Annotated in this window: 17 protein-coding genes; 5 read left to right on the forward strand and 12 right to left on the reverse strand. The window is 56.4% G+C overall.

The window, feature by feature from the left end; genetic code table 11:
• The first annotated feature begins 197 nt into the window (after nucleotides 1–197).
• Both CLR77_RS15955 and CLR77_RS15960 read left to right on the forward strand, forming a co-directional pair.
• Nucleotides 198–845, forward strand: coding sequence for a DsbA family oxidoreductase (locus CLR77_RS15955; RefSeq protein ID WP_097461689.1), 648 nt, complete (start codon nucleotides 198–200; stop codon nucleotides 843–845).
• A 147-nt stretch (nucleotides 846–992) separates the two neighbouring features.
• Nucleotides 993–2,042: a hypothetical protein gene (locus tag CLR77_RS15960; protein WP_097461691.1), complete on the forward strand. Its 1,050-nt coding sequence runs from the start codon at nucleotides 993–995 to the stop codon at nucleotides 2,040–2,042.
• Nucleotide 2,043: 1 nt separating this feature from the next.
• Here the strand turns inward: CLR77_RS15960 and CLR77_RS15965 are convergent, their stop codons facing one another.
• Nucleotides 2,044–2,400 carry a hypothetical protein gene (locus CLR77_RS15965; protein ID WP_097461693.1) on the reverse strand — a complete coding sequence of 119 codons (357 nt, stop codon included), beginning with the start codon at nucleotides 2,398–2,400 and terminating at the stop codon, nucleotides 2,044–2,046.
• A gap of 237 nt (nucleotides 2,401–2,637) precedes the next feature.
• Here CLR77_RS15965 and CLR77_RS15970 point away from each other — a divergent pair, with 237 nt between their 5' ends.
• Complete coding sequence (locus CLR77_RS15970; RefSeq protein WP_097461694.1) at nucleotides 2,638–3,087, forward strand: peptidoglycan-binding domain-containing protein; 450 nt, start codon at nucleotides 2,638–2,640, stop codon at nucleotides 3,085–3,087.
• Between the two features lie 165 nt (nucleotides 3,088–3,252).
• Here the strand turns inward: CLR77_RS15970 and pbpG are convergent, their stop codons facing one another.
• On the reverse strand, nucleotides 3,253–4,176 hold the full coding sequence (gene pbpG / locus CLR77_RS15975; RefSeq protein WP_097461696.1) for a D-alanyl-D-alanine endopeptidase: 924 nt from the start codon (nucleotides 4,174–4,176) through the stop codon (nucleotides 3,253–3,255).
• Nucleotides 4,177–4,338: 162 nt separating this feature from the next.
• On the reverse strand, nucleotides 4,339–5,241 hold the full coding sequence (locus CLR77_RS15980) for a LysR family transcriptional regulator (RefSeq protein WP_097461697.1): 903 nt from the start codon (nucleotides 5,239–5,241) through the stop codon (nucleotides 4,339–4,341).
• A gap of 122 nt (nucleotides 5,242–5,363) precedes the next feature.
• Here CLR77_RS15980 and CLR77_RS15985 point away from each other — a divergent pair, with 122 nt between their 5' ends.
• Entirely contained in the window at nucleotides 5,364–6,137 is a 774-nt protein-coding gene (locus tag CLR77_RS15985) for a ferredoxin--NADP reductase (protein WP_097461698.1), read from the forward strand.
• 108 nt (nucleotides 6,138–6,245) lie between these two features.
• On the opposite strand, the gene sucD is transcribed toward CLR77_RS15985, so the two are convergent.
• From sucD to sdhC, 9 genes are all read right to left on the reverse strand, one after another.
• Nucleotides 6,246–7,118 carry a succinate--CoA ligase subunit alpha gene (sucD, locus tag CLR77_RS15990; RefSeq protein ID WP_097461699.1) on the reverse strand — a complete coding sequence of 291 codons (873 nt, stop codon included), beginning with the start codon at nucleotides 7,116–7,118 and terminating at the stop codon, nucleotides 6,246–6,248.
• The gene (gene sucC / locus CLR77_RS15995) at nucleotides 7,115–8,284 is read right to left on the reverse strand and encodes an ADP-forming succinate--CoA ligase subunit beta (RefSeq protein WP_097461700.1); all 1,170 of its coding nucleotides are present in this window, start codon (nucleotides 8,282–8,284) and stop codon (nucleotides 7,115–7,117) included. The genes sucD and sucC overlap by 4 nt, the downstream gene beginning before the upstream one ends.
• A 164-nt stretch (nucleotides 8,285–8,448) precedes the next feature.
• Complete coding sequence (gene lpdA, locus CLR77_RS16000; RefSeq protein ID WP_097461701.1) at nucleotides 8,449–9,888, reverse strand: dihydrolipoyl dehydrogenase; 1,440 nt, start codon at nucleotides 9,886–9,888, stop codon at nucleotides 8,449–8,451.
• Between the two features lie 37 nt (nucleotides 9,889–9,925).
• The gene (gene odhB / locus CLR77_RS16005) at nucleotides 9,926–11,161 is read right to left on the reverse strand and encodes a 2-oxoglutarate dehydrogenase complex dihydrolipoyllysine-residue succinyltransferase (protein WP_097461702.1); all 1,236 of its coding nucleotides are present in this window, start codon (nucleotides 11,159–11,161) and stop codon (nucleotides 9,926–9,928) included.
• A gap of 24 nt (nucleotides 11,162–11,185) precedes the next feature.
• Nucleotides 11,186–14,023 (reverse strand): 2-oxoglutarate dehydrogenase E1 component, encoded by a 2,838-nt coding sequence (locus tag CLR77_RS16010; RefSeq protein ID WP_097461703.1) that lies wholly within the window; start codon nucleotides 14,021–14,023, stop codon nucleotides 11,186–11,188.
• Between the two features lie 294 nt (nucleotides 14,024–14,317).
• Nucleotides 14,318–15,022, reverse strand: a complete 705-nt coding sequence (locus tag CLR77_RS16015) for a succinate dehydrogenase iron-sulfur subunit (protein ID WP_097461704.1) — start codon at nucleotides 15,020–15,022, stop codon at nucleotides 14,318–14,320.
• Nucleotides 15,023–15,037: 15 nt separating this feature from the next.
• Nucleotides 15,038–16,810 carry a succinate dehydrogenase flavoprotein subunit gene (gene sdhA / locus CLR77_RS16020; protein ID WP_097461705.1) on the reverse strand — a complete coding sequence of 591 codons (1,773 nt, stop codon included), beginning with the start codon at nucleotides 16,808–16,810 and terminating at the stop codon, nucleotides 15,038–15,040.
• 3 nt (nucleotides 16,811–16,813) lie between these two features.
• Nucleotides 16,814–17,161, reverse strand: coding sequence for a succinate dehydrogenase, hydrophobic membrane anchor protein (sdhD, locus tag CLR77_RS16025; RefSeq protein WP_097461913.1), 348 nt, complete (start codon nucleotides 17,159–17,161; stop codon nucleotides 16,814–16,816).
• Complete coding sequence (gene sdhC / locus CLR77_RS16030) at nucleotides 17,155–17,529, reverse strand: succinate dehydrogenase, cytochrome b556 subunit (protein ID WP_097461706.1); 375 nt, start codon at nucleotides 17,527–17,529, stop codon at nucleotides 17,155–17,157. Before sdhC ends, sdhD begins: the two co-directional genes overlap by 7 nt.
• A gap of 608 nt (nucleotides 17,530–18,137) precedes the next feature.
• On the opposite strand from sdhC, the gene gltA reads away from it, so the two are divergent.
• Nucleotides 18,138–19,412, forward strand: coding sequence for a citrate synthase (gltA, locus tag CLR77_RS16035; RefSeq protein WP_097461707.1), 1,275 nt, complete (start codon nucleotides 18,138–18,140; stop codon nucleotides 19,410–19,412).
• Nucleotides 19,413–19,517: the final 105 nt, after the last annotated feature.

Consider the following 19,517-nt stretch of genomic DNA (forward strand, 5'->3'; position numbering starts at 1 on the left):
ACCGGTACTTGCTGACAACGGTTCACGCCTGCAACCCTGGCCAGGATGCATGCGCAGACCGGGACGTGTTAACGTGGACACCATCCCGCGCACGTCATCGCGGGCGCCAGAGCATCCGAATCCTGTTTCAGAATAAATCGCTTACCGAGAAGACCTGCGCGTTTTGGCAGGCCTCTTTGAAGCCGGGAGGTTACCCCATGAAAACACTTCGCATCGACATCGTGTCGGATGTCGTCTGTCCTTGGTGCATCATTGGCTTCAAGCGACTCTCGCAAGCCATGGAGAGTGTGGCAGACGAATGTCGCTTCGAAATAGCCTGGCATCCCTTTGAGCTCAATCCGCAACTGGGGCCGGAAGGCGAAAACGCCGATGAGCATCTGGCGCGGAAGTATGGCATTGGGCCAGAGGAAGTCGCTCGAAACCGCCAGCATATTACCGATATGGGTCGACGCCTGGGTTTCCGGTTCCATTATGACGCCGACCGGAAGGTCTACAACACCTTTGACGCTCACCGTATCCTGTATTGGGCACAGGAACAAGGGAACCAGACGGATATCAGCCTGGCCTTATTCGAAGCCTACTTTTCAGACGGACTCAATCCCTCTGCACCGGAGGTTCTGACCTCCATCGCCGAGCGGCTTGGCCTGAATGCCCAGCGTGTGAGTGCAATTCTGGAAAGCGATGATTATGCCGATGCCGTGCGGGATGCGGAAGACCACTATCGGCGAATGGGCATACAGGCCGTGCCAGCCTATATCATCAACGAACGCTACCTGATTTCAGGCGGCCAGGAGCCTGATGTATTCATACAGGCATTCCGTCAGATCGCCAGCGAGGCCGCCTGACGGCGCCTCTATACAGGCTGTCAGAATGGGACAAACTGAACGATAACCCACGCCCTCGGCACACTGCGTGATAAGCTCGAAGGGAAAAGAGTTTAACGGCGCCGGGCCCCGGCACCGTCTTCGCGTATCGACACCGGAGTCCCCCCAATGCCCCAGCATCCAGCGGCGCTTGCCGATGCCCTCCTAGAACGGCATGTTCAATACGAACTCAGTCGTTTGAGCGGCAAACGGTTTCTCAGCGATGCCCGCAAAGAAGTCGACGATCTTTATGCACACCTGCCCGACGTTACCCTGAATGACGTTGTCAGCGCAGACAGCATCATGGGTGTCATCCAGCGCAAAGTGATCGATCTCGACATTGAGGGCGGCATCCCGGAACTGGCTGGCGAGCTGGCGCGCCAGCTCTATGGTTCTGAAAACCACCGGGGAACCACCCTCCAGGATGTCATCAGCGACCAGCAGGTCGATGCCTTTATCGACGAAACCCTGCTGTTGAGAGCCCATCGCGAGCGCGTGGTTAACGGTGTCCTGTCCCACCCCGTCTATGCAGAGCTTGTCTCGAACATTCTGTACAACGGGATCATCAACTATATCTATGAAGGAAACCTGATCAGTAAGAACGTTCCCGGTGTCAGCCCGATGATGAAGTTCGGCGCGCGAATGTTCAGCAAGGCCGCACCCGGACTGGATTCCGCTGTCGAGAAGAACCTCAAGGCCTATATCGCCCGCAATACCCAGTTTATCGTCAAGCAAAGTGAAGCTTTCCTGAACCATTCGCTCACCGACGACCAACTCCGGGAGTCAGCGAACGACCTCTGGGATAAGGTGCGAGACCGCACGCTGGGCGACCTCCAGGACGGCATGGACGACATCGAACTCAGCGAATTCATTGTCCTGGGCTACGAATTCTGGCTGGCCTTCCGAAAAACCCCTTACTTTGCCGGAGCCTGCCGCACTGTCGTCGACGCATTCTTTAAGCGCTACGGCGACCGACCGCTCGCAGAACTGATTGCCGATGTGGGGGTTAGTGCGGAAATGGTCATGGCGGAAATCGAGGTTTTCGCGCCACCGATCATCAAACAAATGAAGCGTTCCGGACATCTGGAGGCACTGTTACGTCGCCGGCTGGAGCCCTTCTACCGCTCGGATGCCGTCAAGCGCCTGCTTGCAGGCGAGCCGGACGGCCAGAAAGGCTGAGTCAGGGTTTGTTGACAGCGGGAAGACGATTGGATCGTTTGTCTTCCCAGTCAAGATCGTGCGGGTTGTACCACCCCATTCCACGTAGTACCTGCCGCCGGGTACTGTCGGAAAGCGTGGGCCAAAGATTCTGAAAGTCTTCAAGACCACGCTCACGCCGCTGCGCCATCTTGCTCTGAAGCTTATTGATCATGCCAGGCAAACGTAACGCCTCGCCCAACTGCCCTGGCACAATGACTTCCTGTCCAAGTATTTTTTTACGGTGCGTACGCCGCGCCAATACAGCCTTCAACGACAAAGCAGCTTCCAGCGCCGTTTCCGTGTCAAATTCAGGTTGTTCCACGAGATTGCTCGGCATAGGTCAAATCAAGCGAATCCGATCACTATACCCCGATCAAGTCGGAATTTCCCATGCCCGGCGTCAATATGGCGGTGAAAATTGGCCCGGGCGGGTTAGACCGCAGTAAGACGATAGTCTAGGATAAAAACACAAGAAGTTTCAGGGGAAAGTCATTTGGCGCCAGTTTCGATAGGCGCAGCAACGGCGCTCTCCCCTGATCGCGCTTTTCGATGATCGTCATACCAGGAGGAATCAATGACGTTCAAACAACAAAAACACGCTTTAACCATGGCCGTCGCCGGCATTCTGTTCGGCACGCTTACTATGCCGGCATCTGCAGAGCCCAGCAAACAGGAAATTTTCGCCGCACAAAATGCGCTTTACGGTGCAGGTTTCGACATTGGTAAAGCCGATGGCATGATGGGATCGACACTCCACGCTGCCATCAAGAAATTCCAGGAGAGCCAATCAGGCCTGCAGGCAACGGGAGACCTGGATGGTGCCACGCTTGCAGCACTAGGCGTGTCAGAAGGCGGAGGCAGTACAGACAGTATGGCCGCGACAGCCCCGGCCGCAACCAAACAGGCTGCGCCGGCAGTAGTGACACCCAAGCCCGTTGCAGAAAAGCCCGTACAAGCAACCGAGCAGCCCAAGGCCGCAGAAAAGCCAAAGAAGAAAGAAGAACACCACTGGTGGAACTTCTGACCGGCAACATACGGCTCAGTACAGAAATATCCCGAACAAGGGATACCCAAAAGGGAGGCGAAAGCCTCCCTTTCTATTTGTGACCACTAACCCATTGGTGAATGGGCGGATTATGGGGGCGCACGGTCAAGAGACAGAAAGTTCCTCAGCCTCTCCGGTAACTAGCTACTGGCTGGCGATCTGATGCTCCTGCATATCCCGCTCCGCCGCATAGCGTCTCGCAGCGTTCGGCACCCTGCCCCCCCGCCCTGTCGCCAGCCAGCGCTTGATACGCGAAACATCTCCTATGGGGGTACGTTTGCCCAGGGAATCCAGCAACACGATTCCCAGGGGCCGATGATCGACCTGTGCCAACATGACGAGGCAGCGCCCCGCATCATCGGTAAATCCGGTTTTACTGACCGAGATATTCCATCGCTCACCCCGCACCAAGGGGTTGGTATTGTAAAATGGCAGCGCATAACGAGGATGCTTGAAGTGCGCCAGCTCGTTGGGGGTGGTCGTAAACTCATGAATCAGCGGATAGTGGGCTGCAGCACTCAACATCCGGCGCAGGTCGCTCGCGGTTGAAACGTTTTCCTGCGAGAGCCCCGTCGGCTCGACAAAATGGGAATGATTCATCCCCAGCGCTTCCGCTTTCGCGTTCATCGCCGCTACAAATGCATCCATCCCCCCCGGATAATGCCGCGCCAGACTGGCAGCCGCGCGATTTTCCGAAGACATTAAAGCCAGCTTCAGCAAGCCTTTCCGGCTCATGATGCTACCGGGACGAATACGGGAGAAATGTCCCCTCGTCGCTTCGATATCCGGCTTACCAACATCAAGCTTCTCATTTAGGGGTAACTTTGCATCAAGCACCACCATCGCCGTCATGAGCTTGCTGACAGAAGCAATCGGCACCACGACATCAGGGTTTTTCGCATACAGGACTTCACCGGTTCTGCGATCGAAAACGACAGCATTCACAGACGCCAGCTGTAAATGTGCCGGATCCGGAAAGGCCCGCTCGGACTCCCCCGCTAAAACAGGATTAGCCCAGCCAACACAAACACCAGCCAGCAATGCGACCGCGAGGATTATGCGTTTCATAAAGGGTGTATAGCCCCATCAATGTGGACAGGAGATCAGGAAGAGCCGCGCTATTTTATGGACTTCCGCACCTTCAGCATAGCCCATAACGCCATTTAAAACAGGCCGCTATCGGATGAAACAGGCCAGGAGCCTCCCTCGGCAAGACGATTGAGTCGATCGTTAAGGAAGAAACAGGCTCGCTTCGTCGATTTGCCGACACAGCTCCAACCAGCGCTCGATACCTGCACTACGGTATTTTTCGCGATGGAGGATGAAGTAAAACTGACGCTTGAAATCTTTCCCCGGCGTCTTGAGCGGCACCAGGCTGCCACGCCGAAAAGCCTCGACCAGAGTAACTCGGGAAAGACAACTGATACCGATTCGGGCTTCCACCGCCCGTTTGATGGCTTCGGTGTGCTGCAACTCCAGCAATATGTTCATCTGCGGCAGGATGCCGTGCATGGCGCGCTCGAAGGTCTGTCGCGTACCGGACCCACGCTCACGCATGATCCAGACCGCGTCGAGCAAGTCACTTTCCTCCAGGGATCCATGCGCAGCCAGTGGGTGTTCCGGGGCGCAAAAAACCACGAGTTCATCCCTTCGCCACGGAAGAACCTCAAGCTGCGGCTCATTCAACTCGCCTTCGATCAGACCTACGTCAAGTTCAAAGTTGCTCACTCGGCGTACAATAGACGCTGTGTTGGCGACATCCAGCTGTACGCTGGCGCCTGGCTGTTCCCGCATGTAAGCGGCCATGATGTTGACAGCCAGATAGTTGCCGATGGTTAGCGTCGCCCCTACTTTCAGGGGACCGAGGTCGGCGTGCTGTCCCAGTGCCAGCTCGAGTTCACGCGCACGTTCAAGCAACGCCTCGACCCGCGGTCGGAGCAGCCGCCCCAACTCGTTAATCTGCAGACGCTTGCCCACACGGTCGAACAAACGAATATCGAATTGATGCTCCAGGTCGCGCAAGGCGCTGCTCGCCGCCGACTGGGACATGGACAGGCTTTCAGCCGCCCGAGTGATGTTTTCGTAGTGCGCGGCCGCCAGGAAGACTTCAAGTTGACGCAAGGTATAATGCATTATCGGTTTTTCCGATTAGCGAAATCACCATTACCCATTTAACCGATAGGTTAGCTTCTGGTTATAATGCGCGCAATTTAAATTACCAACTGGCCAAATGATCGATTGGAGTGAACTCGCTCATGGCGAACATGAATAAAGAACGCGTCCTCAGCGTTCATCACTGGAACGATACACTGTTCAGTTTCCGGACCAGCCGTGACCCGGCGTTCCGCTTCAAGAATGGCCACTTCATCATGATCGGCCTTGAACTTGAAGGCAAACCACTGATGCGCGCTTACAGCATCGCCAGCGCAAACTATGAAGACGAGCTCGAGTTCTTCAGCATCAAAGTGCAGGACGGCCCGCTGACGAAGCACCTGCAGAACCTGAAGGTCGGTGATGAGATCATCGTCAGCCGAAAGCCGACAGGTACACTGGTGGCCGATCACCTGCTGCCGGGACGTAACCTGTACCTCCTTAGCACCGGTACGGGCTTGGCTCCGTTCATGAGCATTATCAAAGACCCGGAAATTTACGAGCGCTTCGATAAAGTGATCCTGACCCATGGGGTTCGCTACGTGTCTGAACTCGCCTATCAGGATCTGATCAAGCGTGAGTTGCCGGAACACGAATATTTCGGCGACATCGTCCGCGATAAGCTGATCTACTACCCGACCGTTACCCGCGAGCCTTACGAGAACCAGGGCCGTTTGACCGACCTTATGGAAAGCGGAAAGCTGTTCGAAGACATCGGCCTGCCGCCGATCAACACCGAAGACGACCGTTTCATGATCTGTGGAAGCCCGAGCATGTTGAAAGATCTGTGCAAGATCCTTGATGCGCAGGGTTTCCAGGAAGCACGCCATGGCGATCTCGGTCACTACGTAATCGAGCGAGCTTTCGTCGAGCGCTAATGCTCAGTAAGCTCCCTGCTCTTGCTCCGGTTAATCCGCAGTATCTACCGGAGACCATAAAAAAGGCCCGCCGGAAATCCGGCGGGCCTTTTTCGTGTCCGGGCGCTCTTACCAGCCGGTCACTTCCTTCAGTGCCTTACCGATGTCAGCCAGGCTGCGTACGGTTTTAACACCAGCAGATTCCAGCGCCGCGAACTTCTCGGCAGCCGTACCCTTACCACCGGCGATGATGGCGCCAGCATGCCCCATACGCTTGCCGGGAGGTGCAGTAACACCGGCAATGTAGGAGACAACAGGCTTGGTGACGTTCTCTTTGATGAACTGAGCGGCGTCTTCTTCAGCGTTTCCGCCGATCTCACCGATCATGACGATCGCCTCAGTCTGCGGATCTTCCTGAAGCAGCTTCAGGATATCGATGAAGTTGGATCCCGCGATGGGGTCACCACCGATACCGACACAGGTGGACTGGCCGAAACCGAAGTCCGTAGTCTGCTTGACCGCTTCATAGGTCAGCGTACCGGAGCGGGAAACGATGCCCACCTTGCCCGGCTTGTGGATATGACCCGGCATGATACCGATCTTGCACTCGCCCGGCGTGATCACGCCCGGACAGTTCGGACCGATCATGCGCACGCCCTTGCGATCGACGTATTCCTTCACGTACAGCATGTCCAGCGTCGGAATGCCTTCAGTGATACAGACGATCAGCTCGATACCGCCGTCAGCCGCTTCCAGGATCGCATCCTTACAGAACGGTGCCGGTACGTAGATCACGGACGCCGTTGCGCCAGTTGCTTCAACCGCGTCACGTACAGTATTGAACACCGGCAGGCCCAGGTGCGTAGTGCCGCCCTTGCCCGGGCTGATACCGCCAACCATCTGGGTGCCATAAGCGATAGCCTGTTCGCTATGGAAGGTGCCCTGGGAGCCAGTGAAGCCCTGGCAGATCACCTTGGTGTCTTTGTTAATCAGGATACTCATGCTTCACCCCCTGCGGCAGCAACGACTTTCTGAGCGGCTTCGGTCAGACTGGTGGCCGCAATGATGTTCAGACCACTCTCGGCGAGCTTCTGGGTGCCGAGTTCGGCATTGTTGCCTTCCAGGCGAACCACGACGGGCACTTTCACACCCACCTGCTCAACAGCGCCGATGATGCCCTCGGCAATCATGTCGCAGCGTACGATGCCGCCGAAGATGTTGACCAGAACAGCCTTAACGCTGTCGTCGGACAGGATGATCTTGAAGGCCTCAGCCACACGCTCTTTGGTCGCGCCGCCGCCAACGTCCAGGAAGTTGGCCGGTGCACCGCCGTGCAGCTTGATAATGTCCATGGTACCCATCGCCAGACCGGCACCGTTGACCATGCAGCCGATGTTGCCTTCGAGGGCCACATAGTTCAGTTCCCACTCCGCCGCATGAGCTTCACGGGCGTCTTCCTGGGAAGGATCGCGCATGGCAGCGATTTTCTTCTGGCGGTAGATCGCGTTGCCATCGACGTTGATCTTGGCATCCAGACAGTGCAGGTTGCCTTCGTCAGTGATGACCAGAGGGTTGACTTCGATCAGAGCCAGATCGCAGTCTTCGAACAGCTTGGCCAAGCCCAGGAAAATCTGGGTGAACTGTTTGATCTGATCGCCCTGCAGCCCCAGCTTGAACGCGATTTCACGAGCCTGATAGGGTTGAGCGCCGACCAGCGGATCCACGGTTGCCTTGAGGATTTTCTCTGGCGTTTCTTCCGCAACGGTCTCGATTTCCATACCGCCTTCAGTCGACGCCATAAACACGACGCGACGGGAGCCGCGGTCCAGAACCGCACTCAGGTAAAGTTCTTTGGCGATATCCGTGCAGGATTCTACGAGGATACGGCTGACGGGCTGTCCCTTCTCGTCGGTCTGGAACGTAACCAGACGCTGTCCCAGCCATTTTTCGGCGAATGCACGAATCTCTTCCTTGGAGCTGACCAGCTTGACACCACCGGCCTTACCACGGCCACCGGCATGTACCTGAGCCTTGACGACCCAACGGTCACCACCAATCTTGTCTGCAGCAGCGGCTGCTTCTTCCGGTGTTTCACAAGCGTAGCCCTTGGACACCGGCAAGCCATACTCTGCGAAGAGCTGCTTCGCCTGATACTCATGCAAATTCATAGGACTGTCCCGTTCATAGATGGGTTAAAGCCATTGATGCAAACGAGAGAACCTGCCAACCGCAGGTTCTCAAAGTGTGCGTAGTGGGCGCGGATTGGGAATCCGCCCCACCACCACCGACCGGCACCCAGTCCCGCTTAGGGCGCCGGCAGTTTGCCAGCGCGTTATTTCTTGCGCTTGCGGTTGGCGATGTGGATGGCATTGCCATCGACCGCCAGGGCCGCCTCATGCACCGACTCCGACAGTGTCGGGTGGGCAAAGACGGTCAGCGCCAGATCCTCGGCGCTGGAGACAAATTCCATCGCGATCACCGCCTGGGCAACCAGCTCGGAAGCCTGGGGACCAATGATATGAACCCCCAGAATACGGTCGGTTTCAGCATCGGCAATGATTTTCACCATACCGATAGGCGCGTTCGCCGCCATGGCACGGCCGTTGGCGGAGAATGGGAAGGTACCGACTTTGTACTCTTCACCCTCAGCCTTGAGCGCTTCCTCGGTCTTACCGACCCAGGCTACTTCCGGATGGGTATAGATCACGTTGGGAATGCAATCGTAGTTAACCTGCGCCTTATGGCCGGCAATCCGTTCTGCCACCATGACGCCCTCTTCAGACGCCTTGTGCGCGAGCATCGGGCCACGCACCACGTCACCGATAGCATAAACGCCCGGCGCGTCGGTCTGACAGTTATCGTCAACGAAGATAAAGCCACGCTCATCCATATTGACGCCAGCATCGGCTGCCAACAGGTTAGCGGTGTAAGGTGCGCGGCCCACAGCAACAATCAGCTTGTCGCACTTGAGCTCCTGCTCACCTTTGCCATCGTCGTAGGTCACCTTGACCACCCCACGCTTGACCTCACTGGCCGTTACGCGGGATTTGAGGCGGATATCCAGGCCCTGCTTCTTGAAGTGCTTGAGTGCTTCTTTGGCGATCTGCTGGTCAACGCCCGGCAGGAAGGATTCCAGAGCTTCCAGTACCACGACCTCGGAACCCAGACGCGCCCAGACGCTACCCAGTTCCAGGCCGATAACGCCAGCACCGATAACACCCAGACGCTTGGGCACCTCGGAGAAGGACAAGGCGCCTTCAGAGTCGACAATAACGTCATCCTTCAACGGCGTCGGCGGAATTTCAATCGGCCGCGAACCGGTCGCGATAATGACATTCTCAGCCTGATAGACCTCGACCTTGCCGTCGTTGTCGGTAACTTCGACCTGCTTACCGCTTAAGAGGCGACCGCGACCGTGAATCGGCGTAACACCGTTAGCCTTGAACAGCGAAGCGATGCCGCCCGTCAGGTTCTTAACGATGGTGCCTTTGCGCTCCATCATTTTGGCGATGTCTACAGAGACATCGGAAACCTGAATACCCTGCTCGGCGAAGCCATGCTTGGCTTCTTCATACTTGTGGGAGATTTCCAGCAACGCCTTGGACGGAATACAGCCCACGTTCAGGCAGGTACCGCCAAGCACCGGCTTGCCGCCTTCATCGGTCCACATCTCCACGCAGGCCGTTTTCAGGCCCAGTTGTGCCGCCTTGATCGCTGCGACATAGCCACCAGGGCCCGCACCGATGACGATCACATCAAATTTATCAGCCATGTTTTATCCCATTCATTCTGTTCGGTGTGTGTCGATCTCAAACATCCAGCAGGATGCGTGCGGGATCCTCAAGGAGTTCCTTGATCGTCACCAGGAACTGGACCGCTTCTTTGCCATCGATCATGCGGTGATCGTATGAGACAGCAAGGTACATCATCGGCAGCACCACAACCTGGCCGTTGACGGCCATCGGGCGCTCCTGAATCTTATGCATGCCGAGAATGGCTGTCTGCGGCGGATTCAGGATTGGCGTGGACATCAGGGAGCCGAACACCCCACCGTTGGAAATGGTGAAGGTGCCGCCGGTCATGTCCTCAATGCTCAACTTGCCGTCGCGGGCCTTGGCGCCGAAGTCACCAATGGTCTTCTCGATATCGGCCAGGCTCATGGCATCAACGTCACGCAACACCGGTACAACCAAACCACGGCCAGTGGACACGGCGACACCCACGTCCTGATAGCCGTGATAAACCATATCGTTGCCGTCGATAGAAGCATTCACCGCCGGGAAACGCTTCAGCGCCTCAACAGCCGCTTTCACGAAGAAGCCCATGAAGCCCATCTTCACGCCATGCTTCTTCTCGAAGGCATCTTTATACTGCTTGCGAAGATCCATAACCGGCTTCATGTTGACTTCGTTAAACGTGGTCAACATAGCCGCATTCTGCTGGGCTTCCACCAGTCGACGCGCAATGCTCGCACGCAGACGGGTCATTGGCACCCGCTTCTCTTCACGTCCCTGCCCCGGCAGATCCAGGCGCGGCATATTGCTTTCCGCTGCAGGAGCCGGTTTGCCTTCAACCGCCGGACTTTGATCCTTCATGAACGCCAGAACGTCTTCCTTTGTCACGCGGCCATCTTTCCCGGACGCCTCAATGCGGGAGACATCCAGGCTGTTTTCTTCAGCCAGGCGACGTGCAGCGGGACTCAGTACGACATCACCGGACTTCGCGGCAGCAGGGGCCTCTTCTACCATAGCCTTGGCAGCAGGCGCCTCGCTTTTTGCTTTCTCAGCCGGCGCAGCAGCACCTTTTGCGCCTTCCTTGAACTGCCCGATGATCTCACCGCTGAGGACGGTGTCGCCTTCTTCCTTCAGGATTTTCTCGATTACACCGTCCGCCGGTGCCACAACTTCGAGTACCACTTTATCGGTTTCAATGTCGACAAGCAGCTCGTCACGGGATACGGCTTCGCCCGGCTTCTTGTGCCATGTGGCAACAGACCCCTCCGCTACGGATTCGGGGAAAACAGGTGCTTTGATTTCAGTTGTCATTGCTGATCCTTAACTCAATAGCTCTCAGACTTCGAAGGCGTCGTTGACCAGTTTATTTTGTTCCTCAACATGCACCGAACCATAGCCCGACGCCGGAGCCGCCGAGGCTGGGCGACCGGAGTACTGCAGGTACAGTTTGGGATTGAGGCGGTGCAAAGCCTGCCGCATATGGTGCTGACTGCTATACCAGGCCCCCTGGTTCATCGGCTCTTCCTGACACCAGACGACATTGGTGAGCTTGGTATAAGGTGCCAGAACCTCGTCCAGATCATCGGCGGGGAACGGATACAGCTGCTCGAGACGCACGATAACCGTGTCGTCACGCTCATCGCTGCGACGCTTATCCAGCAGGTCGTAATAGACCTTGCCGCTACACAGGATCAGTCGGCGCACCTTGCGAGGATCAATCTTGTCGATTTCCGGCAATACGGTCTGGAAGGTACCTTCACAGAGATCTTCCAGCGTAGAGATTGCCTCCTTGTGACGTAGCAGGCTCTTCGGTGTAATCGCCACCAGCGGCTTACGCAACGGACGCTTCACCTGGCGACGCAACATGTGGAAGACCTGCGCTGGCGTCGTCGGTACGCAAACCTGGATATTGTGCTCGGCACACATCTGCAGGAAGCGCTCGATACGCGCGGACGAGTGCTCCGGCCCCTGGCCTTCGTAGCCATGAGGCAAAAGCAGCGTAAGGCCGCAGAGACGCCCCCACTTATGCTCACCACTGGTGATGAACTGGTCGATCACCACCTGGGCACCGTTGGCAAAATCACCGAACTGCGCTTCCCAGACGATCAGCGCATTCGGCATCGTTGTCGCGAAACCGTATTCAAACGCCATCGCGGCTTCTTCCGACAGCAGCGAATCGTGGATCTCGATCAGCGGCTGATTTTCGGACAGATTCTCCAGCGGCGTATAAGTGGAACCGTCCTTCTGGTTGTGCAGCACAGCATGGCGGTGAGAGAAGGTGCCACGGCCAACATCCTGACCGGTCAGACGAATCGGATGCCCCTCATGGAGAAGCGTCGCGTAGGCCATGATCTCACCGAAGCCCCAGTTGATCGGCATCGCCCCCTGGTTCATTTTGCTGCGGTCTTCCAGAATTTTCGCAACCTGGCGCTGAACCGAGAAGCCTTCCGGCAACTGGCCCATTTTCTTGCCCAGACGCTGAAGCGTTTTCAGCCCGATGCCGGACTTACAACGGGCGGTCCACTCGTGACCGAGATAGGGCGACCAGTCAACATACAGCTCCCGATTGGGCTCTTTCACCAGCGCTTTGACAACGTGCTCGCCCTTATCGAGCGCTTCACGATAATCGTCTTCGAACTTTTTCCCTTCCCCATCACTCAACAGCCCCAGCTCAATCAGGCGGTTGGCGTACAGTTCACGGGTCGTCGGATGCTTACGGATCTTTTCGTACATCAACGGCTGGGTCGACGAAGGCTCGTCGGCCTCGTTGTGACCGCGGCGACGGTAACATACAAGATCGATGACCACGTCGCGCTTGAACTCAGAGCGGTAGTCCATGGCCAACTGCGTCACGAACAATACCGCTTCGGGATCATCGGCGTTCACATGCAGGATGGGCGCCTGAACCATCTTCGCGACGTCAGTACAATACTCGGTGGAACGCGCGTCATCGGGACGACTGGTGGTAAAGCCCACCTGGTTGTTGATGACAATGTGGATCGTGCCGCCCACACCGTAGCCCCGCGTCTGCGACATCTGGAACGTTTCCATCACCACGCCCTGGCCGGCAAAAGCGGCATCACCATGCATGATGATCGGCATGACCTGGCTACCGGTCTTGTCTTCGCGGCGCGTCTGGCGAGCACGGACAGACCCTTCCGCCACCGGCGAAACAATTTCCAGGTGAGACGGGTTGAACGCCAGTGCCAAATGCACCTCACCGCCAGGCGTCATCACGTTGGAAGAGAAACCCTGGTGATACTTAACGTCACCGGAACCGCTCACCTGCAGCTTTTTACCCTCGAACTCATCAAACAGGTCCTTGGGATTCTTGCCCAGGATGTTGACCAACACATTCAGGCGACCGCGGTGAGCCATACCCAGGACAATTTCTTTCGCACCGTAGCTGCCTGCCCGCTGAATCAGCTCATCAATCATCGGGATCAGGCTTTCACCGCCTTCGAGACCGAAACGCTTGACCCCGGGATAACGCGCTCCCAGGTATTTCTCAAGGCCCTCGGCAGCCGTCAGGCGCTCCAGCAGATGCTTGCGGGTATTGGCTTCATATTCGGGGTGCGAACGTACCGGCTCCATGCGCTGCTGGAACCAGCGTTTTACCTTGGTATCGACGATGTGCATGTATTCTGCACCGACGCTACCGCAATATGTCCGCTCGAGGCCTTCGACGATATCCCGCAACTTCATCCGGTCAGAACCGAAACTCAGCGAACCCGTCTGGAACTCCAGATCAAGGTCGGCATCCGTCAGTTCATGGAAATGGATATCCAGGTCTTCGACCCGCTCGCGCTCCATGATGCCCAGGGGATCCAGCTTGGCGTGCTGGTGTCCACGGAAGCGGAAGGCATTGATCAGCTGAAGAACTCGGACCTGCTTCTTATCGCTTTCGCTAGTGGCGGAGGCGGGGACGACGGCGGAGCTGAGTCGGCGCTGATTAAGCGCAATGTGGCGGAACTGCTCTCGAATGGCGGCGTGAGGAATATCCTTGATCTGTCCGTTACCGACCCGGGGTAACTTATCAAAGTAATTTCGCCACTCTTCGGGTATTGCGTTGGGGTCTGTCAGGTAAGTTTCAAAAAGATTCTCGACATAGGCTAGGTTCCCGCCTTGCAGGTGGGAAGTCTGCCACAACTGCTCCATCATGCTTTCGTGCATTTTGACTAGCTCGCCTTTACCTGGAGAGGGGGGGAGCTATCTCTGGTTGGCGCGGGAATGAACTCAGTCAATCATTAAAAAAAAACTGATGACTGCTGCCACCACAGATAGTACGGAGGTTTTCCGTCCCCGGTGGATCAACTTCAGCAAAACCGCGAGCAGTGCTTTTTTGAGCCCCTGCACGCGGCTTCCACATTCTGCCTCACATCGCCACCTTCAGGTATTAGCCTTTGGTGGCAACATTGTGAGGCCGGACTCATCAGAACAGTAAAGCGCCGGCTGGGCGACCCCGAATCAGGTCGCCCTTTTCAACAACATCGTACGAATATGACCAATGGCTCGCGTCGGGTTCAATCCCTTCGGACAGACGCTGACACAATTCATGATCCCCCGGCAACGGAAGACACTGAACGGGTCATCAAGGTCCGCCAGACGCTCAGACGTCGCCTGATCGCGACTATCTGCCAGGAACCGGTAGGCCTGAAGCAACCCTGCCGGCCCGACGAACTTGTCCGGATTCCACCAGAACGACGGGCAAGACGTCGAACAACAGGCACAAAGGATACATTCGTAGAGGCCATCAAGCTTCTCGCGATCCTCGGGCGACTGCAAACGCTCGATTGCCGGTGGCGGATCGTTATTGAGCAGATAGGGCTTGATCTTCTCGTATTGCTTATAGAACAGACTCATGTCTACGACAAGGTCGCGGATCACCGGCAAGCCGGGCAAAGGACGCAGCACAAGGCGATTATCCTTCAAAACCTCGGACACATGCGTGATACAGGCCAGACCGTTTTTACCGTTGATATTCATGCCGTCGGAGCCACAAACCCCTTCGCGACAGGAACGGCGGTAAGCCAGCCCCGGATCTTTATCCTTAACCAGTTGCAGGACATCCAGAACCATCAGATCCTTGCCTTCCGGCAAATCGATCTCTACGTCCTGCATGTAAGGAGCATTGTCTGTTTCAGGATTATAGCGATAAACACTGACCAACATTTTACAACTCCTCCCTTAATACGTCCGAATCTTCGGCGGGAACGGGTCTACTGTCTTCGGCGCGAAATTCACATCACGCTTGCCCACTCGCTTCTCTTTCGGGAAATACATGGAGTGTTTGAGCCAGTTGTCGTCGTCACGCTCAGTGAAGTCGTTACGCGCGTGCGCACCGCGACTTTCTTTACGTTCTTCCGCAGCCAGCGCTGTCGCATAGGCCACTTCATAGAGGTTTTCGAGCTCCAGCGCCTCTATGCGAGCCGTATTGAAAGCACCGCTCTTGTCTTCAAGCTTGACGTTCTTGACGCGCTCACCGATGGCGTTGAGCAGGTCCAGGCCTTTCTGCATGTTTTCGCCGTCACGGAACACACCAAAATACAGCTGCATGCAGTTTTGCAGGTCCGTACGAACGTCCGCCACGCGATCACCGCTGGTCGACGAGTTCAGGCGCTCGAGACGCGACATGGCGGCATCGATATCGGTATCGCTGGCATCCATCGTATCGATACCCTCAGCCAGCATCTTCTCGATCTGCAGACCGGCCGCACGACCGAAGACCACCAGATCCAGCAGCGAGTTACCGCCCAGGCGGTTGGCACCATGCACAGACACGCAAGCCACTTCGCCACAGGCGAACAGGCCGTCGACGAATTTATCGCTACCGTCGGCTCCCATGGTAATAGCCTGACCACCCACATTGGTGGCGATACCACCCATCATGTAGTGGCACGTCGGAACTACCGGAACCGGATCCTTGACCGGGTCGACATGGGCAAACGTCTTGGACAGCTCGCAGATACCCGGCAAACGCAGATTCAGCGTCTCCTCACCCAGGTGATCAAGCTTCAGCAGAACGTGATCCTTGTTGGGACCGACACCGCGCCCTTCCAGAATCTCCATGACCATGGAGCGAGCAACAACATCACGACCCGCAAGGTCTTTCGCATTCGGAGCGTACCGCTCCATGAAGCGCTCGCCTTCCGAGTTGATCAGATAGCCACCCTCACCGCGACACCCTTCGGTCACCAGAACACCGGCCCCGTGAATGCCCGTCGGATGGAACTGCCACATTTCCATATCCTGAGCCGGCACGCCCGCACGCAGCGCCATCCCCAGGCCATCGCCAGTGTTGATCAGGGCGTTGGTTGTGGATGCAAAGATACGCCCGGCACCACCTGTCGCCAGCACCGTAGCCTTGGCCTTAAGGTAAACCGTTTCGCCGGTTTCAATGCAGATCGCCACAACACCTACGATCTGGTCTCGCTGATTCTTCACCAGATCAACGGCATACCATTCATTCAGGAAAGTGGTACCGCCGCGCAGGTTAGCCTGATACAAGGTGTGGAGAAGCGCATGACCGGTACGGTCCGCCGCGGCACAGGTACGAGCCGCCTGACCACCGCGACCAAAGTCCTTGGACTGGCCACCGAAAGGACGCTGGTAGATACGACCCGTCTCTGTCCGGGAAAACGGCAGGCCCATATGCTCCAGCTCGAACACAGCCTGAGGCCCAACCGAACACATGTACTCGATAGCGTCCTGGTCACCGATATAGTCAGACCCCTTGACGGTATCGTACATATGCCACCGCCAGTCATCATTGGGATCGGCACTGGCAATCGCACAGGTAATACCGCCCTGCGCAGAAACCGTATGGGAACGGGTCGGAAAGACCTTGGTGACACAAGCAGTATTGATACCGGCCTCGGTCAGTTGCAGAGCCGCACGCATGCCGGCACCGCCACCACCAACCACCAAGGCGTCATAGGAAATCGTTCTCAACTTAGCCATGAATTACAGTCCCCAGAGAATCTGCACGCCCCAAACGAAGTAGATAAACATCACGACACCGCACAGCGCCTGGACGATAAAGCGGGCGCTAGTGACTTTGAGGTAGTCCGTCGTGATCGTCCACAGACCAACCCAAGCGTGAGCACCGATAGAAATCAGCGCCATCAGACTGAAGATACGCATCCAGGTGTTACTGAACAAAGCGCTCCAGGTGGCGTAGTTCAGATCTGACGACAACAGAATGAAGCCCAGCATGAAGATCGTGTACAAAGCCAATACGATGGCCGTGACCCGCTGGACCATCCAGTCATATACACCGCTACGGCCGAAGTTGGTGACGCTGCTTACCATATCCATACCCCCGCCAGAACAATCAGTACAATGGAAACCACGACGACGATCTTGGCGCCAAGACGTCCACCTTCCAAGGTCTCACCAATATCCATATCCATCAGCAGATGGCGAATCCCGGCAACCAGGTGGTAAAGCAGTGCTGAGACAATTCCCCAAACAATCAGTTTGGCGAGAAAGCTCTGCATGATGCCGTGCACGGCCGCAAAACCGTCTTCGCCAGAGAGCGAAAGGTTCAGGCCGTACAACAAGAACGCGATTCCTATGAACAGCAGAACACCGGTAACCCGATGCAGAATCGACGTAATCGCCGGAAGTGGAAAATGGAACTTGCTGAGATCGAGATTTACTGGGCGTTTGCTATTCACAGCTCTCTCACACTCTCTTTGAGCTCCGGCTTCGCAGGAATGCTGCCGCGGAGCGTTATGGTTGGGATACTTATGATGGTTACTTGCTCAGGAAGTGCAGGGACATGCCATGCTCGGCGTCCCCGATTCCGGGACTGGGATTATAGAGAGTGACCTAATGAATTACAAACGAGAACGTTACCCAAAGTAGCGTCAACACAGAATTTCCATCCAGTGAACTATACCTTCGGCGAGCTTCATCAACCCCCTTTCGGGCCAAATTCTGTGGCATTTCGGCGAACGTTCACAGCGTTTCCCAATTGACAACAAAAGCCATCTCCCTATATTTTGCCGCCACGCTTCGTAACATTACGACGGTGTCAGGAAACATAGACCCCCTAAAACGGTCGCCCTGCACCGCGGGTAACCAGGCGGTCTATCAGGCTGGGAAACAGCCGAATTACTCATCGAGAAGGCCCGTTAGAGCTTTTCCGGTAAACACGAAACACTCAGGCACTCGCATTGCCCCAGAGCATGCTCGCAAGGCATCCGATTCGTGACGCTGCTAGCCATATTCTGCGATAATGCGCCCCTTACTAGCGCCTGAATTGCTGATATAGGAGAGCACCATGACCGACAAGAAAGCACTGCTTTCGGTAGGTGACCAATCGATTGAGCTGCCCGTCTATTCCGGCACAGCCGGTCCTGATGTGGTTGATGTACGGGGTCTGGTCCAGCAAGGACTGTTCACCTACGATCCCGGATTTGTTTCCACCGCAGCCTGCGAGTCAAAGATCACCTTCATCGACGGTGCTAATGGTGTGCTGTTGCATCGTGGCTATCCGATAGAGCAATTGGCTGAAAAAACAGACTACCTCGACGTGTGCTATCTCCTGCTGCATGGAGAACTTCCCAGCGCCGAACAGAGCCAGAAATTCCGCGACACGGTCAAGAATCACACCATGATTCACGACCAGATGAGCCACTTCTTCAATGGCTTCCGCCGTGACGCACACCCCATGGCCGTCATGTGCGGTGTGGTTGGTGCCCTGTCCGCCTTCTACCACGACACCATGGATTTTTCCGATGAGCATCAGCGCGAAATCGCCGCATTCCGGCTGATCGCAAAAATGCCGACCCTGGCCGCCATGTGCCATAAGTACTCCATGGGGCAGCCCTTTATCTATCCGCGGAACGACCTGAGCTACGCGGCAAACTTCCTGCACATGATGTTTGCGACCCCCTGCGAGGAATACAAGGTCAGCCCGGTGCTGGCGAAGGCCATGGACCGCATCTTCATCCTTCATGCGGACCACGAGCAGAACGCCTCGACATCGACCGTGCGCCTGGCCGGCTCTACCGGCGCCAACCCCTTCGCCTGTATTGCCTCGGGTATTGCTGCCCTCTGGGGACCCGCTCACGGCGGCGCCAACGAGGCGGTACTGACCATGCTGGCGGAAATCGGCGACGAATCCCGTATCGAAGAATTCGTTGACCGCGCCAAGGACAAAAACGATCCCTTCCGTCTGATGGGCTTCGGTCACCGCGTCTACAAGAACTTCGATCCGCGCGCCAAGGTCATGCGTGAAACCTGCCATGAAGTACTGCGCGAACTGGGCCTGCAGGACGATCCACTGTTCCGCATGGCACAAAAGCTGGAAAAAATCGCCCTCGAGGACGAATACTTCATCCAGCGCCAGCTTTACCCGAACGTCGATTTCTACTCGGGCATCATCCTCAAGGCAATCGGTATCCCGGTTTCGATGTTTACCGTGATCTTTGCCATGTCCCGTACGATCGGCTGGTTCTCACACTGGAACGAAATGGTCAGCGGAAACTATCGCATCGGTCGTCCCCGTCAGCTGTACACCGGCCCCACCAAGCGCGACGTACCCGATCAGTAAGCAATAGCGGAAACAGGCCCCGCATAGTCTGTTCCGGATGCCTCACCACCCACCGGCCGCCGCCGGTGGGTGGCTTACCGAACCATCACTTTCCCCTCGCTTCCT

It is taken from the genome of Mangrovitalea sediminis, assembly GCF_002514725.1.
GTDB classification, from domain to species: domain Bacteria; phylum Pseudomonadota; class Gammaproteobacteria; order Pseudomonadales; family Oleiphilaceae; genus Mangrovitalea; species Mangrovitalea sediminis.

Coding starts and splice junctions, on each gene's coding strand:
- CLR77_RS15955 (WP_097461689.1), top strand. CDS start 198: ATGAAAACACTTCGCATCGACATCGTGTCGGATGTCGTCTGTCCTTGG.
- CLR77_RS15960 (WP_097461691.1), top strand. CDS start 993: ATGCCCCAGCATCCAGCGGCGCTTGCCGATGCCCTCCTAGAACGGCAT.
- CLR77_RS15965 (WP_097461693.1), bottom strand. CDS start 2,400: ATGCCGAGCAATCTCGTGGAACAACCTGAATTTGACACGGAAACGGCG.
- CLR77_RS15970 (WP_097461694.1), top strand. CDS start 2,638: ATGACGTTCAAACAACAAAAACACGCTTTAACCATGGCCGTCGCCGGC.
- pbpG (WP_097461696.1), bottom strand. CDS start 4,176: ATGAAACGCATAATCCTCGCGGTCGCATTGCTGGCTGGTGTTTGTGTT.
- CLR77_RS15980 (WP_097461697.1), bottom strand. CDS start 5,241: ATGCATTATACCTTGCGTCAACTTGAAGTCTTCCTGGCGGCCGCGCAC.
- CLR77_RS15985 (WP_097461698.1), top strand. CDS start 5,364: ATGGCGAACATGAATAAAGAACGCGTCCTCAGCGTTCATCACTGGAAC.
- sucD (WP_097461699.1), bottom strand. CDS start 7,118: ATGAGTATCCTGATTAACAAAGACACCAAGGTGATCTGCCAGGGCTTC.
- sucC (WP_097461700.1), bottom strand. CDS start 8,284: ATGAATTTGCATGAGTATCAGGCGAAGCAGCTCTTCGCAGAGTATGGC.
- lpdA (WP_097461701.1), bottom strand. CDS start 9,888: ATGGCTGATAAATTTGATGTGATCGTCATCGGTGCGGGCCCTGGTGGC.
- odhB (WP_097461702.1), bottom strand. CDS start 11,161: ATGACAACTGAAATCAAAGCACCTGTTTTCCCCGAATCCGTAGCGGAG.
- CLR77_RS16010 (WP_097461703.1), bottom strand. CDS start 14,023: ATGCACGAAAGCATGATGGAGCAGTTGTGGCAGACTTCCCACCTGCAA.
- CLR77_RS16015 (WP_097461704.1), bottom strand. CDS start 15,022: ATGTTGGTCAGTGTTTATCGCTATAATCCTGAAACAGACAATGCTCCT.
- sdhA (WP_097461705.1), bottom strand. CDS start 16,810: ATGGCTAAGTTGAGAACGATTTCCTATGACGCCTTGGTGGTTGGTGGT.
- sdhD (WP_097461913.1), bottom strand. CDS start 17,161: ATGGTAAGCAGCGTCACCAACTTCGGCCGTAGCGGTGTATATGACTGG.
- gltA (WP_097461707.1), top strand. CDS start 18,138: ATGACCGACAAGAAAGCACTGCTTTCGGTAGGTGACCAATCGATTGAG.